We start from the raw sequence: 14676 nt of genomic DNA, 5'->3' as shown, positions 1-14676 counted from the left end.
CACAGCGCCTTTGGCGCCATCGACGCTTGTTCATGCCGACCCGAAGCATCCCCCGAATCTTCGGGGAAATTCACAGGTAGGCGGGGAGACGGGGAGAAAGATCCAACCAATCTCCCCGTCTCCCCGCCTCCCTGTTCAATTCCTCTCGCAAGCTGAACGATCGTGGCCGGCGATCGCCATCGAGCCGGCCGTCCGTCACCGGCGCGCTTCCCTCAGCGAGGGGGAGGGGTGCAGGTGAAGCACCCGCCGCACTCGTAGTGCTGCGTCGTGGTGCCCCACGCGATCCGGTTGTTGCAGCAGTCGCGGCCGTACTGGCCGACGACGGTGGTGTAGCTCTCGTCGCTGTAATACGTGCAATTCCCCCCGGGCGCCGCCTCGCTCGAGGGGACCAGCAGGGCAGTGGTACCCAACATCGCGGAGCCTGCCGTCAGGGCAGCGAAGAAGTACCGAACGCGGGCAGCAGGGCTGAGACGACGCATGGACGCTCCTCTTGCAATGGGAGGCCATTTGGGGCCTCCGAAGTTATGCGAGGCAGCTTAGACCGCTTGCTCGGCTCGAGCAAGCGGTCCAGCCGGAGTGTCCTTTGCGGAGCTCTGCAAACTTTCATTCGGTCGTGGGAGGAGGCGAGCTCGTGAGCGCGGTTCACGAAGGCAAAAGAGGCATCCCGCCCCGAGGCCCGTGGCGTGATTGCGGTGTCAAGGAAATTCAGTCGCCCCGATGGGGCTGGGCCGGCCTATCGACGCGGTACGCATCGAGAGGGGCGTTGAGACGAGCAGGCGACCGTCCCCAAGGTGCAGCGCCGAGGATGGCTGGACTCGGCCGTGGTAGAAAAGCAGGTGTCCCCCATGACGAGACAGCGCACCGGCCCGCGCGACAGCGTCGAGGAGCGAACCGGCGCGGGCCGCGGCGAGGAAGCGAGCGCCGGGGCCGGGCCGGATCCGGCCTGCGGCGCCCTCTCGGGCGGCGGCGAGATGGGGGCGCTGATACGCTCGATCGACTGGTCGCAGACGGCGCTGGGCCCGCTCGAGGCATGGCCCCAGTCGCTGCGGACGGCGCTGTCCATCCTGCTCTCGTCCGAACACCCCATGTTCCTCTGGTGGGGTCGGGAGCTCATTCAGTTTTACAACGACGCCTACCGCCCGATGCTCGGATCCACGAAGCACCCGGCCGCCATGGGCCAGGCGGGCCGCGAGTGCTGGAAGGAGATCTGGGAGATCCTCGAGCCGATGATCACGAAGGCCTTCGTGGGAGGGGCCACCTACGTCCGCGATGGCCTGCTCGTCCTCGATCGTCACGGCTTCATGGAGGAGTGCTACTTCAGCTACGGTCAGACCCCCATCCGGGACGAGAGGGGCGCTATCGCGGGTATCCTCGTCGCCTGCTCCGAGAGCACAGGGTACATCCTTGGACAGCGACGGCTGCAGGTCCTCGGGGCGCTGGCGGCGAGGGCGGCTGACGCAAGGAGCGTTCAGGACGTCTGTCGGGTGATGATGGAGACCCTGGCAGAGGCCGGGCGGGACGTGCCGTTCGCCCTGATCTATCTCGTGGACGACGACGGAGCGCCCGCCCGACTCGCAGGGACCGTCGGGCTCGATCCGAGCCACGCGGCGGCGCCGGCGGCGGTGGAGCTCGGCGCGGCGGCCGGCGCGGTGTGGCCGCTGCACCGCGCGCTGCGCGGGGAGGTGGAGGTGGATCTGTCGGAGCTGCCCGCGCGCGTCGGCCCCCTTCCGGGAGGCCCATGGCCGGAAGCCGCTCGCCAGGCGGTGGTGCTGCCGCTCCCCCGCGCCGGCGCCGGAGGCCGCCCGGGCGGCTTTCTCGTCGCGGGCGCCAGCCCCCGGCTGGTGCTGGACGACGACTACCGCCGCTTCCTGCGGCTCCTGGCCGGCCACGGCGCGGCGGCCCTGCAGAACGCCCGGGCCAGCGAGGAGGAGCGGCGCAGGCTGGACGCGCTCGCCGAGCTCGACCGCGCCAAGACGGTGTTCTTCAGCAACATCAGCCACGAGTTCCGCACGCCGCTCACGCTGATCCTGGGCCCCGTCGAGGACGGCCTCTCGGACGCCGAGCACCCCTTGCCCGCGCCGCAGCGCGACCGCCTCGCGATCATCTACCGCAACAGCCTCCGGCTCCTCCGGCTCGTCAACACGCTGCTCGACTTCTCGCGCATCGAGGCGGGCCGCATCCGGGCCAGCTACCAGCCCACCGATCTCGGCTCCTTCACGGCGGAGCTCGCGAGCTCGTTCCGCTCGCTCATGGATCGGGCCGGCCTCGCCCTCACGGTGGAGTGCCCGCCCCTCTCCGAGCCGGCCTACGTCGACCGCGAGCTCTGGGAGAAGATCGTGCTCAACCTCATCTCGAACGCCTTCAAGTTCACCTTCTCGGGGGGCGTCCGGGTGACGCTGGAGGAGACCGGGGGGCGGATCGTCCTGTCGGTCGAGGACACGGGCACCGGCATTCCGGAGGAGGAGCTGCCGCGCGTGTTCGATCGGTTCTACCGCGTCGAGGGGGCCAGGGGCCGCAGCTACGAGGGCAGCGGCATCGGCCTCGCGCTGGTGCGAGAGCTCGCGAAGCTCCACGGCGGCAGCGTGGCCGTGGAGAGCCGCCTCGGCGCGGGCAGCCGCTTCTCGGTCGCGATCCCGCTCGGGAAGGCGCACCTGCCCGCGAATCGCATCGACCTCGCCCCCGCGCCGGCCACGGAGGGGGGCGGCGCGGCGCCCTTCCTCGACGAGGCCGCGCAGTGGGAGCGCGACGTGCCGGCGCCGGACGCCGTGCCGGCCGAGGAGCGCCCGACCCCGAAGCAGCCGGGGCACATCCTCGTCGCGGACGACAACGCGGACATGCGCGATTACGTGCAGCGGCTGCTGCTCGCCGAGCGGTGGACGGTGGAGGCCGTGGCCGACGGTCAGGCCGCGCTGGAGAGCGCCCGCGCCCACGTCCCGGACCTCGTGCTCACCGACGTGATGATGCCGCGGCTCGACGGCTTCGGCCTGCTCAAGGCGCTGCGGGCCGACGAGCGCACCCGCGGCGTCGCCGTGATGATGCTCTCCGCGCGCGCGGGCGAGGAGGTGCGCGTCGACAGCCTCGGGGCCGGCGCCGACGACTTCCTCGTGAAGCCGTTCTCCGCGCGGGAGCTCCTCGCGCGGGTCCGCATCCACGTGGAGCTCGCGCGCCGGCGGCGGGAAGCCGAGGGGCAGCGACAGTACCTGAACGACCTCTTCATGCAGGCCCCGGGGCCCATCGCGATCCTCCGCGGGCCGCAGCACGTCTTCGAGGTGGTCAATCCGCTCTACCAGCAGCTCGTCGGCGGACGAGCGCAGGTGGGCAAGCCCATCCTGGCCGCCCTGCCCGAGCTCGAGGGGCAATCCATCCCGGACCTCCTGGATACAGTGACCCGCACCGGCGAGCCTTTCGTGGGAAAGGAGCTCGCCGTGCGGCTCGACCGCCAGGGCGATGGCACGACGGAGGAGTGCTTCTTCAACTTCGTCTTCCAGCCGATGCGCGACCGCGACGGGGCGATCGAGGGCATCTTCGTGTTCGCCTTCGAGGTGACCGACCAGGTGAACGCCCGCCGGCGCGTGGAGGCGCTCGTCGAGGCGCTGAGGCTCGCCGACCAGCGCAAGGACGAGTTCCTCGCGATGCTCGCGCACGAGCTCCGCAACCCCCTGGCCGCCATCAGCCTGTCGCTCACGCTGCTCGGCGATCTGGCGGGCGAGGCGCCCAGGTCGGCGCGCTACCGCGAGATCGCCCGGCGGCAGGTGGGCAACCTCGTGCGCCTGGTGGACGATCTGCTCGACGTGTCGCGCATCACGCGCGGCACGGTGGAGCTGCGCCTGGAGGACGTCGATCTCGCGGCGGCGGTGCGGAACGCCGCCGCCGCGGTGAGCGCGGCCGTGGAGGCGCGGCGCCACGCGCTCTCGGTCGAGGTCGGGCCGGGGGACTTCGGCATGCGGGCCGACGCCACGCGGCTGGAGCAGGTGGTCACGAACCTCCTGACGAACGCCGCGAAGTACACGCCGCCGGAGGGCGCCATCTCGGTGCGGCTGACCCGCGAGGCGGCGGGCGCCGCGCCGGAGGCCGTGCTGCGGGTGCGCGACACGGGCCGCGGCATCCCGGCGGTGATGCTCGAGAGGGTGTTCGAGCTCTTCACGCAGGTCGATCGGAGCATCGACCGCGGCACGGGCGGGCTGGGCCTCGGGCTCACGCTGGTGCGGCGGCTGGTGGAGATGCACGGCGGCAGCGTCGTCGCGGAGAGCGCCGGACCGGGCCAGGGCAGCGAGTTCATCGTGCGCCTTCCGCTCGGCCGGGGCGGGGCGCCGCCGCTCGCGCCCGGCGCCGAGCCGCCCGCCGCACCGCCGCCGGCGGAGGCCGCCGAGCGGCGCCGGGTGCTCGTCGTGGAGGACGTGGAGGACGTGCGCCGGGTGATGAGCGAGTTCATCGAGGCGCTGGGGCACGAGGTGACGGTGGCGGTGGACGGCCTGGAGGGGGTGACGAAGCTCCTGGCGCTGCGCCCCGAGGTGGCCTTCATCGACATCGGTTTGCCGGGCATCGATGGTCACGAGGTCGCTCGCCGGGCGCGGGCCGCGCCCGGGGGCGGCCCGCTCTACCTTGTGGCGATCTCGGGCTACGGCGGACCCGAGGACCAGGCCAGGTCGAGGCAGGCCGGCTTCGACCTGCACCTCACGAAGCCCGTGAGCGACGCGACGCTGCGGCAGGTGCTCGCCGGGCGGCGCGCGTGAGCGAGCGCGCGCGGGCTGGCAGCGCCGCGCCCGCTCACCGCCGGCCAACCGGGCTCATCGCTGCTGCAGCTGCGCGACCAGCGCTTCGAGGCGGTCGTAGCTGATGCCCGCGCCCCTGGGCATCCCGGACGCGAGCACCATGTCGCGCACTTCCGTCGACGGATAACGCACGGTGGCCGTGAGCCGCGTCTTCGTGCCCTCTTCGGTGTAGGTCGCCGTCACCACCGTGACGGTGTCCGGGAACTGCTCGAAGATCTCCGTGAACACGAGCCGGCTCGGCGCCGTGATCTCCTGGTTCTCGCCGTGGAAGGCGGCCTCGCCGCCCGGGTGGCGGTTCACGAAGCGCCACTTGCCGCCCGGCCGGAGGTCCATCTCGCAGACGGGCACCGAGTAGCCCTCGCCCAGACAGCCCCACCACCGCCTGATGTGCTCGGGCCTCGTCATCGCCTCGAACACGAGGTGCCTCGGCGCGTCGAACAGGCGCGTCATGCGGACCTCGTCCGCCGACGGCGTCGTGACCTGGAAGCTATCGCTGTTCGCTGTGCGGCTCTCGACCATGGCTCTCCTCCTTCTCCTACGTTCCTTCGTCGACGCGCCGGCTACGATTGAATCGCCTCGGGGGCCATCCAGACGACCTCCCAGTGGTGACCATCGATGTCGTAGAAGCTCCAGCCGTACATGAAGCCGTGATCCTGCGGATCCATGGCGTGCGACCCGCCCGCCGCGATCGCCGTCTTCACGATCTCGTCGACCTCGGCACGGCTGCTGCACGAGAGCGCGAACATCCCCTCCGTGTGCGTGCGCGTGTTGCAGATCTCCCTCTTCGTGAAGCCCTTGAAGAACGGCTCCGTGAGGAGCATCACGAAGGCTTCCTGGCTGACGATCATGCAGGCGGCGTTGCTGTCCGTGAACTGCGGGTTGAACTCGAAGCCGAGCTTCGCGAAGAACTCCATCGACCGCTTCAGGTCGCTGACGGCCAGGTTGACGAAGATCTTGCGAGCGCTGTTCGTTGTCATGGTCCTCTTCTCCTGTTCGAGCATGGACGCCGGGTGATGCCGGCCACGATCGCGGCCATGAGGGCCGTCGTGCCGGAGTTCACCCCATAGACACCCGCCTGCGCCGGGACTCATCGGTCGACCGGAAAAAAAAGATCGCCGCCCCGATGCGGCCGGGCGCGGGGGCTACGCGGGGAGATCGAGCGGCAGGCCGAACCGCGGGAAGAGCGTCTCGGTGTCGAGGAAGGACGTCATGCTGGCGATGCGGTCCCCGGCGAGATCGAGCACGATGAGCGCCCAGGCCCGGTGGCCGCCCTCCGGCGCCGGGCGGTACTGGGCGAACGCCGGCGAGCCGCAGGCGGCCGTCGGCACGAGCCGCGACCCGCGGCAGCCCGCGCCCCGGCCCAGCAGCCACGCGCGGATGGCGTCGGGGCCGCGGAGCCAGAGGGTGAAAGGCGGCATCGACAGGGTCGCGTCCTCGTGCAGCAGCGCCGCGAGCCGGTCCACGTCGTACTGCTCGAAGGCGGTGACGTAGCGGTCGAGCAAGGCGGACTGCGGTTCCGGCAGCGTGGCGCGCATGTCGCCGAGATCGCGGCTCGCGAGCGTCGCCCGCGCGCGCTGGAGCGCGCTGTTGATCGAGGCGACCGAGGTGCTGAGGCTGTCGGCGACCTCCGCCGCGGACCACCCGAGCACCTCGGTGAGCAGGAGCGCGGCGCGCTGCTTCGGCGGCAGGTGCTGGAGCGCCGCGACGAACGCGAGGCGGATGCTCTGGCGGAGCACCGCCCGCTCCGCGGCGTCGATGTCCGCCGGGAGGGCGTGCGCGTCGGGGACGGGCTCCAGCCAGTGCGTTCCCGGGCGCGTCTGGAGCTCGTCGTCCACGGTGCCGACAGGGCCTTCCTCGATCGGGCGCGCCCGGCGCGCGCGATCGGCCCGCGCGTCGAGGCAGACGTTCGTCGCGATCCGGTACAGCCAGGTGCGCAGCGACGATCGCCCGTCGAACTTGTCGAGGCTCCGCCAGGCGCGCACCATGGTCTCCTGGACGGCGTCGTCGGCGTCGACAACGGAGCCGAGCATCCTGTAGCAGTGCCCGGTGAGCGCCGCGCGGTGTTCCTCGAGCTGGTCCACGCTCCCCATCGCGGCGACGGTACCATCGGCTTTCGGGCGGATCCACGGTCACGCTCCCTCCGCGCGACACGCGCGCCGAGGGCAGGGCGCTGGTCTCGACTGGGGCACTTTTTGTGGGCCTGGTCGGCCTGCTGCCGCGCTCGGTCGTCGACACACCCGGGACGGCATGCCGCGTGTCGCGCGCTCACGACGACGACGCGTGGTCACGACGCAACGGCCAATCGGCTAGGATGGGCGGCGGTCAGGGCGGTGCTGGGGCGCCGCGAGGACTCCGTTCGGCAAATTAGCAACCCTGAACCCGGATATGGACGACCAGGAACTGCAGCGCAGAGTCGGCACCGTGTTGTGCGGGAAGTGGACGATCGAGCGGCTGTTGGGCTCGGGCGGGATGGCCGCTGTCTACGTCGGCGCGCACAAGATCGGGCGGCGAGATGCCATCAAGATCCTCCACCCCGAGATCGCGCGCATGCCCGAGCTGCGTGCGCGGTTCGATCAGGAAGCGCAAGCCGTCAATCGATTCGTCCATCCCGGCGCGGTGGAAATACGCGATATCGACACGACGGCGGACGGCTGCCCGTTCCTCGTCATGGAGCTGCTCGATGGTGAGTCGCTCGCCGGGTACGCCAGGCGCCTCGGCAGCGTGGACATGGCCGAGCTGCTGGGCATGGTGGACGGGCTGCTGGACGTGCTGGCAGCGGCCCATGCGCACGGCATCATCCACCGCGACATCAAGCCAGACAACCTGTTCCGCCTCCGCGACGGGCGCCTGAAAGTGCTCGACTTCGGCGTCGCCCGCGTCAGGCAGGCCGCGGCCGACTACGTTCGGACGCGCACGGGAACGACGCTCGGCACGGTCGCCTACATGCCGCCGGAGCAAGTCAGGGGCGACGAGATCGATGCGCGTGCCGACCTGTTCGCGGTCGGAGCGACGATGTTTCGTCTGATCACGAAGCGGCGCATCCATGACGCGAGCTCTGACACCGATCTGGTCGTCAAGATGGCCACGCTGCCTGCGCCGCCGCTCGCGAGCGTCGCTCCGGAGACCCCGCAGTGGGTGTGTGCCATCGTCGATCGCGCGCTCGCGTTCGATCGAGGCGAGCGTTACCCGAGCGCGACGGTCATGCAGCAGGACGTGCGCGCGGTCCTGTCCGGTCAGCCGCCCGCTTTTGCTCTGCGGTTCGGCGCGGCCGGGCTTCCCGCCCCCGCGGCGGATCCGCTCAGCACCGCCACGACCGTGTGGATGCCCCACGGGCTCGCCCCTTCCTCGGCCGTCTCGGTGCGCGCCTCGGGCGCCGGTGGCCTGCATCCCGCCCCGCCGCCGGCAGGTGGACAGAGGCTGCGATGGGCCGTGCTGGCGTTCCCGCTGCTCGCCGCAGGCGTGCTCGTCGCCGTGGTTCTCCGTGCGGTGAACGTCGAGCCCGACGCGAGATCGCCGGGGGCGACCGGCGCGCAGCGACCGGCGGCCTCACCGCCCGCCAAGGTTCCCGGCGGCCCGGCGGCGGATCGCGTCCTGGCGAAGGCTCCGGATCCCGGCCCCGAGAGGAAGGGCGACACGAGAGCTCGCCTCCCTGGCCCACCAAGCCGCGGCCCCGAGGAAGGGCGCGGCGCGTCGCAGCGGACCAGCTGTATGCAGACAAACGACTGCGATCACGTGTGCGATGAACCGTGCCAGATCGCCTGTCAGGACGGGAGCGTCTGCGACATCGGGGCGCGCCGGGACGCGCTGGTCAACTGCATGGGATCGGGGATGCACAAGATCTGGTGCGAAGGCGATTGCTCGGTCAATTGCATGACGAGCGCTCCCTGTCTGGTGTACTGCACGCCTGGCTCTGATTGCGTCATCGGCACGTGTCTCGGGCAGATAGAAGCCTGTCCTGGCAACGTCATGGCGTGCGGGGCCCCATGCCCCGACTGAGCGTCGCAGGCGCTGCGGGGTCGAGCGTGACGGCGTCTGGACGAGCTCAGCGTGGTGTAGACAATGGTCCACAGTCGCGTGAGCTCGCTGGAGCTGGTGGCCTTTCGCGATCGCTCCTGGTGAACGGGATGGTACCATCCGCCCGCTCGATGGACGACGAGGAGCTCGCGGCGCTGCGTATCGGCACCCAGATCGGGACCTGGACGGTGGAGCGCGTGCTCGGTGGCGGCGGGATGGCGAGCGTCTTCCTTGGCCGGCGCGCTGACGGCCAGGTTGCGGCGGTGAAGGTCCTGCACCCGTCGCTGAGCCAGATCGAGGAGCTCCGGAAGCGCTTCCTGCGCGAGGGCCCGATCGGCAGCGCCCTGGCGGCTGTCGGCCCGCTCTGCGAGGGGCTGCCGCTCGTGCTGGAGTCGGGCGTCGCGGACGACGGCGCCGCTTACCTTGCGATGGAGGTGCTCGAGGGCGAGACGGTCTTCGACCACATGGCCCGGGTGGGGACGCTCGCGGTGGGCTATGTGCTGGCGCTCGCCGAGCGGGTCCTCGATGTGCTGGTCGTGGCGCACGCGCACGGCGTCGTTCACCGGGACATCAAGCCCGAGAACCTGCATATCGGGAGCGATGGGCGGGTGAAGGTGCTCGATTTCGGGATCGCCCGCGTGCTCGATCCGCTTCCTTTCGGGATGGGGGAGCTGCCGGAGAAGACGGCCACGAAGACGGGCGTGGCGCTCGGCACGTGCGAGTACATGGCGCCGGAGCAGGCGAGGGGGATGGTCCGCGAGATCGACGGCCGGACCGACGTCTTCGGCCTGGGCGCCACGATGTTTCGGCTGCTCTCCGGTCGCGCGATCCACGGCCAAGTGGCCGAGGCGCGCCTGCTCATCGCCGCGGCGACGGCGCGGGCGCCGTCGCTCGCGCAGTGCGCGCCGGACGTGCCCTCGGAGGTGTGCGACGTCGTGGATCGTGCCCTCGCGTTCGACAAGGTCGAGCGTTACCCGGACGCGGCGACGATGCGCGCCGACGTCCGCGCGGTTCGGGCGGGCCGCCTGCCGCCCTACGTCGTGGCCGTCGAGGAAGGGCGGATCCCGGCGGGGGCCCCGCTTCCTCGTCGCTGAGGGAGCCCACCTCGCGAAGGGCGCCCTGCGTGGCCATGGCACGCGTCGGCGGCGGGGGGACCGAGCCGACGGGGCTCATGGAACTGCCGTCGAGCGACGAGCCTGCTCTCTCGATGTGGCCTTATTTGAGTCTCTGTCAGCTGAGCAGGATGGCGATCAAGAGCGCGACGCTGAGCAAGAGCGATACGACGATGGACGCAATGAGCCACGGCCGCATCGCCGGCGAGCTCCACCTGGACGCGAGCGGTGTCGCGCTCGTCTGGTGCCCCGGAGCACCGGGCTGCATCGCGACGGTCGGCTCGAGCTGCCTCGGCGCGTTCTCCATCGCCGCAATGGCCCCGTCGATGGCCGCGATCACGTTCGTAGCCGTCGGATAGCGCTGGATCGGGTCTCGCTGGACGAGCCGCATCACGAGCGCCTCCACTTCGGGGCGGATGCTTGATCCGGGAGCACGCTGGCGGAGCGGGGGCGCATCCTCGACGAGCCGCTTCCGGAAGGAAGATTGGCCGTCGCTCGCGTCGAACGGGCTCCTCCCGGACAGCATTTCGTACAAGATGAGTCCAAGCGCATAGAGATCTGCGCGAGCATCGACGGCATCCATGCCGCGCACGGCCTCCGGCGCGAGATAACTGAGCGTGCCGAGGACCTGGTCGGCGGCGGTGAGATCCTGGCCTTTGCGCGCGGCCTCGCGGCTTGCCGTGGACAGGAGCTCCACGTTCACCTTGGCGAGGCCGAAGTCGATGAGCTTCACCTGATCATGGGCGCCGAGAAGGATGTTCTGCGGCTTCACATCGCGGTGCACGATCCCCTTCGCGTGCACCGCCTCCAGAGCAGACGCGATCTGCCGCGCGATGTGGAGCGCGCGTCGCGCGGGGAGCGGCGCCGAGGCGATCACGTCCTGGAGCGGGGTGCCCTCGACATACTCGAGGACGAGAAAATGCGACCGATCCGCGAGCTGACCGAAGTCGCTTGCCGAGACCACGTTCGGATGCTGGATATGCGCCCCCGCGATCGCCTCGCGCTCGAAGCGCGCCACGATCTGGGGGAGGTTCCGGGCGCTCGGCTGGAGGACTTTGATCGCGACCTGCTTGCGGAGGTGCACCTGCTCGCCGCGGTACACGGCTCCCATGCCGCCCTCCCCGATGAGCTCGTGGACGCGGTACCGCTCCGAGATCAAGCTCCCGATCAGCGCTGGCGCTCTGTCGTCTGAGCGCACCAACGTGGGTGCGTCGTCCGACCACGGCCGCGCCGCAGTCTCGATTTCTTCCACCAGCGCCGAGCTTGTGAGCTCAACGACAGATGTGTCGCCCTGTCTCCCGAGCATCGGCACCGTGACGTCGTCGGTGCTTGAGCGCCCCTTGGGCGGGATTGTCCCCGGCATGCCGAGGACTGTACACGGACAAAGGCGCTGAGAGCGGAGGAACCGCACCGCCGTCCGAGTGGACATCCTGCTCAATCCACTCTTTGTGGGGAAAAGCTGTGCAATTACGCGATGTTGGCGGATCTGGTTCCGTGCGCCGACGCCAGCCTACAAGGATGTCCACAGTGCATCGAACCGCAGCTCGCTGGTCGCCGCCCGCATCGCCGGAACCTCAAGCCCCGCAAGCCCCGCCCCGAAGGCCGCCGCACCTCACAAAGCTATTGCCATTGAAGCTCGGACGGGTGGTAGGCTTTGAGCCCGTCAATCGGAATGGGCCCGTCGGGGGTGCCGGTGCACACTTTGACGCCCTCGTCGTTCGTGCGTACCGGATAGGCGTGTTTCAGCTTCGACGTGACGCAAAATGGATATTTGCCGTCCTTGACGAGGAGGCGATACTTGCCGTCGGAGGCGGGCCGGCGCGTCGATGGGGGCCCAGCGGTCGAGGATGGCGGGGATGGCGTGCCGGCGCTGGAAGACGTGGCCATCGTGCGAGAGCTGCCGCTCGCCTTGTCCTCTTGCGATGTCTCATCGTCCGCGCTCTCACGAGTGTCTTCGGCGGAGTCTCGCGAACGAACAACGAAGAAGACGGCGGCGAGGCAAACGGCGACAGCAAACGAGCCGAGCACTGCAATGATCAAGAGTGGCGAGTTCGAGCTCGCTCGTTGGCTGGTTGCAGCGGATCGAGGCGGCACGGGTACGGCCATTTGCGCCTGCATCGCTTGGCCGGGGGCAGGAGCAGCCATCGTCGGGGCATCGACGCTGATTGGCGACGACACGTCGGCTCGGATCGACACTGGGGCTGGCGCGTGAGGGGGAGCCTTGGTGCCCAAGACTCGCTCGATGTCTTCGCGCATGGCGCGGGCCGTTGGATAGCGGCGCGATGGATCGAAAGCGAGCGCGCGATCGACGATGGCGCAGACCTCTGGGCTGACAGCGGGGGCAACGGTGCGCAGGGCCGGCGCGGGCTGCGTCGCCATCTTGATGAGGAGCTCGCTTTCCATGGATCCCTCGTGCACATGGCGTTTTGTCAGGACTCGAAACATCGTCGCGCCAACGGCGAAGACGTCGGCCCGCCCGTCGATCTGGCCGCCAGTGAGCTGTTCGGGTGACATGTAGGGTATCGTCCCGAGCATCGCGCCGGTGCGTGTATGAACATTGGAGCCGCCCTGTTGCATTCGAGCGATCCCGAAGTCGAGGACTTTGACGCCGCCTGAGGAGGTCAAGAACAGATTGTCAGGCTTGATGTCTCGATGGACGATGCCGAGCCCGTGCGCGACATCGAGCACCTCGAGCACGGTCGAGATAGCGCGGAGCAGCTCGCGCTCCTCGATGCCGCCGGAGCTGTGGGCGCGCTTGCCGAGCGATTCACCGTCGAGCAGCTCCATCACCAGGAACGGCGAGCCATCTTCGCTCGTGTCGATGTCGAGGACATTGACGGCTGCGGGGTGACCGAGCTGGTTCACCGCGAGCGCCTCTTGCTCGAACCTGGCTCGAAGCTCCTTCGAGACCGCGATTTCCGGGTGGAGGATCTTGATCGCGCAGCGCCGGCCGATCCTGTGTGTCGCCTCGTAAACCGCAGCCATCCCGCCGACGCCGATGAGCGAATCGATGCGCCATTTGCCCCGGAGGACAGTTCCGATTCGTGCTGTGCAGTGTGCCAGCTGGGGATCATCATTCATCGAGGTTCAGGCTCCAATGTATCCCGGATGCGAGGAGCTGAACAACATGCTCGGCGTGGCCACGGGGAGCGGCGGCGCACACCCTCGCGCTTGCCTCCCCGGCACAGGCCTGCTGGTTGCCGACAACACGTTGCCGGAGGCCTTCGGGGCGCTTCGGCACGCAACGGCTGCGCATGGGCGATCTCAGCAGAGCCCGCGGGCGGGATCGCGGCGGTTCGCCTCCGCGACATCGTCCCGCCAGGGATCGCCGGCAGGCGGACCCAGGCGCGCTCGCGATCCAGCCCCGGATCCGCGCCGGAGCCGCGAGCGCCCGCGCCGGCGGCTTTCCGCGACCCGCGGTTCGCGCGAGCATGGGGCCATGAGCATCGACCGCGCCGTGCTGGAGCAGCTCGATCGGGTCGGCGCCCGCCTCTCCGAGGGCAAGGCGCTCCGGCTGCTCGACGACATCGCGTGGCCTCGCGAGGTCGAGGAGCGCTTCTTCGCCGCCGGCGAGGATCACCTCCCCGAGATCGAGCACCGCGTCGATCGCGACGGGCTCGCGCGGCGCATCGCCGAGCTGCGTGAGCTCCTCGGATCGATCGACGGCGACGCGCCTGCGCTCGACTGGCTGCGGGACAACGTCCGCGCGCAGATCCAGGCCGCGGAGCTGCTCGAGGCGGCGGGGACCCGCGCGTTCGCCGAGCGCTCGCGGGCGCTCTACGGCGGCGCGCGCTCGCGGTTCTTCGGCGGCGAGGTCCGCAACATCGACCTCGCCGAGCACCTCACCGCGCGCCTGCGCGTCCACGGCTGGGACGAGGCCAGCGATCCCGACGAGGAGCCGCTCGACGCCGGCGCGCTCCGGGAGCTGCTCGCCGCCCGCGTCGCCGCGCGCACGCCGCCGCTCGACATCGAGATCGTGCTCGACCCGCGGATCACGGCCAAGGTGGTGGCCGGCATGAGCCGCGTCCGCATCCGCCCCGAGGCCACGTTCGCGTCCTGGGAGGCCGAGGGGCTATGGCACCACGAGGTGGAGACGCACGCGCTCACCGCGCACAACGGCGCGGCGCAGCCGCGGTGCGCGTTCCTGCGGTCGGGCGGCCCGCGCACAACGCGCACGCAGGAGGGGCTCGCCATCTTCGCCGAGCTGTACAGCCGCTCGCTCTCCATCGGCCGCCTCACCCGGCTCGCCGAGCGGGTGCGGCTCGTGGACATGGCCGAGCAGGGCGCGAGCTTCCTCGATCTCTACCGGTACCTGCGCGAGCGCGGGGCCGGGCGCCGCGACGCCTATTTCGACGCCCAGCGCGTCTGCCGCGGCGGGCTCGTCGAGGGCGGCGCGCCCTTCACGAAGGACGCCTGTTACCTGGCCGGCCTGCTCGAGGTCTACGCCTTCCTGGCCGCGGTCCTGCGCGGCGGCCTGCGCGACGAGGTCGAGCTGCTCGTCTGCGGCCGGATCGCGCTCGATGACATCGCGGTGCTGGCGGAGCTGCGCGCGGCCGGCGTGCTGGAGCGGCCGCGCTACCTGCCGGGCTGGCTTCGCGCCTGGCAGACGTTGCTGCCTTATTTTGCGTTCACCTCGTTCATGGATGGCATCGACCTCGGCCCGGTGGAGCGGCACTTCCAGGAGCTGCTCCGCGTGGCCGCCGAGGCGCGGCCGGTCGGGGACGGGGAGGGGAGCAAGCGCCGCGGCCGGCCGCGGGAGGGATGAGGGCGCCGCGATC

General features: G+C 70.4%; 10 protein-coding genes. 4 read left to right on the top strand and 6 right to left on the bottom strand.

The features are described 5' to 3' along the window. Positions 1-212: 212 nt before the first annotated feature. Positions 213-413, bottom strand: coding sequence for a DUF6289 family protein (locus tag WMF45_RS28930; protein WP_437707920.1), 201 nt, complete (start codon positions 411-413; stop codon positions 213-215). A gap of 432 nt (positions 414-845) precedes the next feature. Between WMF45_RS28930 and WMF45_RS28925 the strand changes: the two genes are divergently transcribed. After that, a complete protein-coding gene (locus tag WMF45_RS28925; protein WP_437707919.1) occupies positions 846-4733 on the top strand; it encodes an ATP-binding protein in 3888 nt (1295 codons plus the stop codon). A gap of 54 nt (positions 4734-4787) precedes the next feature. On the opposite strand, the gene WMF45_RS28920 is transcribed toward WMF45_RS28925, so the two are convergent. The 3 genes from WMF45_RS28920 to WMF45_RS28910 all read right to left on the bottom strand — a co-directional run bounded on the left by WMF45_RS28920 (position 4788) and on the right by WMF45_RS28910 (position 6862). Continuing rightward, the gene (locus WMF45_RS28920; protein WP_437707917.1) at positions 4788-5291 is read right to left on the bottom strand and encodes an SRPBCC family protein; all 504 of its coding nucleotides are present in this window, start codon (positions 5289-5291) and stop codon (positions 4788-4790) included. A 41-nt stretch (positions 5292-5332) separates the two neighbouring features. Beyond that, the gene (locus WMF45_RS28915) at positions 5333-5749 is read right to left on the bottom strand and encodes a VOC family protein (RefSeq protein ID WP_437707915.1); all 417 of its coding nucleotides are present in this window, start codon (positions 5747-5749) and stop codon (positions 5333-5335) included. A gap of 165 nt (positions 5750-5914) precedes the next feature. Further along, entirely contained in the window at positions 5915-6862 is a 948-nt protein-coding gene (locus WMF45_RS28910) for a sigma-70 family RNA polymerase sigma factor (protein WP_437707913.1), read from the bottom strand. 295 nt (positions 6863-7157) lie between these two features. Here WMF45_RS28910 and WMF45_RS28905 point away from each other — a divergent pair, with 295 nt between their 5' ends. Then, entirely contained in the window at positions 7158-8768 is a 1611-nt protein-coding gene (locus tag WMF45_RS28905; RefSeq protein ID WP_437707911.1) for a serine/threonine protein kinase, read from the top strand. A 128-nt stretch (positions 8769-8896) separates the two neighbouring features. Then, positions 8897-9880, top strand: coding sequence for a serine/threonine-protein kinase (locus WMF45_RS28900; protein ID WP_437707909.1), 984 nt, complete (start codon positions 8897-8899; stop codon positions 9878-9880). A 136-nt stretch (positions 9881-10016) separates the two neighbouring features. Here the strand turns inward: WMF45_RS28900 and WMF45_RS28895 are convergent, their stop codons facing one another. Together WMF45_RS28895 and WMF45_RS28890 are read right to left on the bottom strand one after the other, a co-directional pair. Further along, entirely contained in the window at positions 10017-11057 is a 1041-nt protein-coding gene (locus WMF45_RS28895) for a serine/threonine-protein kinase (RefSeq protein ID WP_437707907.1), read from the bottom strand. A gap of 461 nt (positions 11058-11518) precedes the next feature. After that, positions 11519-12979, bottom strand: a complete 1461-nt coding sequence (locus WMF45_RS28890; protein WP_437707905.1) for a serine/threonine protein kinase — start codon at positions 12977-12979, stop codon at positions 11519-11521. 358 nt (positions 12980-13337) lie between these two features. On the opposite strand from WMF45_RS28890, the gene WMF45_RS28885 reads away from it, so the two are divergent. Then, positions 13338-14663 carry a flavohemoglobin expression-modulating QEGLA motif protein gene (locus WMF45_RS28885; protein WP_437707904.1) on the top strand — a complete coding sequence of 442 codons (1326 nt, stop codon included), beginning with the start codon at positions 13338-13340 and terminating at the stop codon, positions 14661-14663. The last annotated feature ends 13 nt before the right edge of the window (positions 14664-14676 follow it).

The organism is Sorangium sp. So ce448 (assembly GCF_051520915.1).
In the GTDB taxonomy this organism is placed as follows: domain Bacteria; phylum Myxococcota_A; class Polyangia; order Polyangiales; family Polyangiaceae; genus Sorangium; species Sorangium cellulosum_B.
Note: the sequence above shows the minus strand (reverse complement) of the source record. Positions and strands in the feature narration are given on the sequence as shown.

Excerpts from the sequence above, each read along its gene's own strand:
- WMF45_RS28930 (WP_437707920.1), bottom strand. The coding sequence starts at position 413 with ATGTTGGGTACCACTGCCCTGCTGGTCCCCTCGAGCGAGGCGGCGCCC.
- WMF45_RS28925 (WP_437707919.1), top strand. The coding sequence starts at position 846 with ATGACGAGACAGCGCACCGGCCCGCGCGACAGCGTCGAGGAGCGAACC.
- WMF45_RS28920 (WP_437707917.1), bottom strand. The coding sequence starts at position 5,291 with ATGGTCGAGAGCCGCACAGCGAACAGCGATAGCTTCCAGGTCACGACG.
- WMF45_RS28915 (WP_437707915.1), bottom strand. The coding sequence starts at position 5,749 with ATGACAACGAACAGCGCTCGCAAGATCTTCGTCAACCTGGCCGTCAGC.
- WMF45_RS28910 (WP_437707913.1), bottom strand. The coding sequence starts at position 6,862 with ATGGGGAGCGTGGACCAGCTCGAGGAACACCGCGCGGCGCTCACCGGG.
- WMF45_RS28905 (WP_437707911.1), top strand. The coding sequence starts at position 7,158 with ATGGACGACCAGGAACTGCAGCGCAGAGTCGGCACCGTGTTGTGCGGG.
- WMF45_RS28900 (WP_437707909.1), top strand. The coding sequence starts at position 8,897 with ATGGTACCATCCGCCCGCTCGATGGACGACGAGGAGCTCGCGGCGCTG.
- WMF45_RS28890 (WP_437707905.1), bottom strand. The coding sequence starts at position 12,979 with ATGAATGATGATCCCCAGCTGGCACACTGCACAGCACGAATCGGAACT.
- WMF45_RS28885 (WP_437707904.1), top strand. The coding sequence starts at position 13,338 with ATGAGCATCGACCGCGCCGTGCTGGAGCAGCTCGATCGGGTCGGCGCC.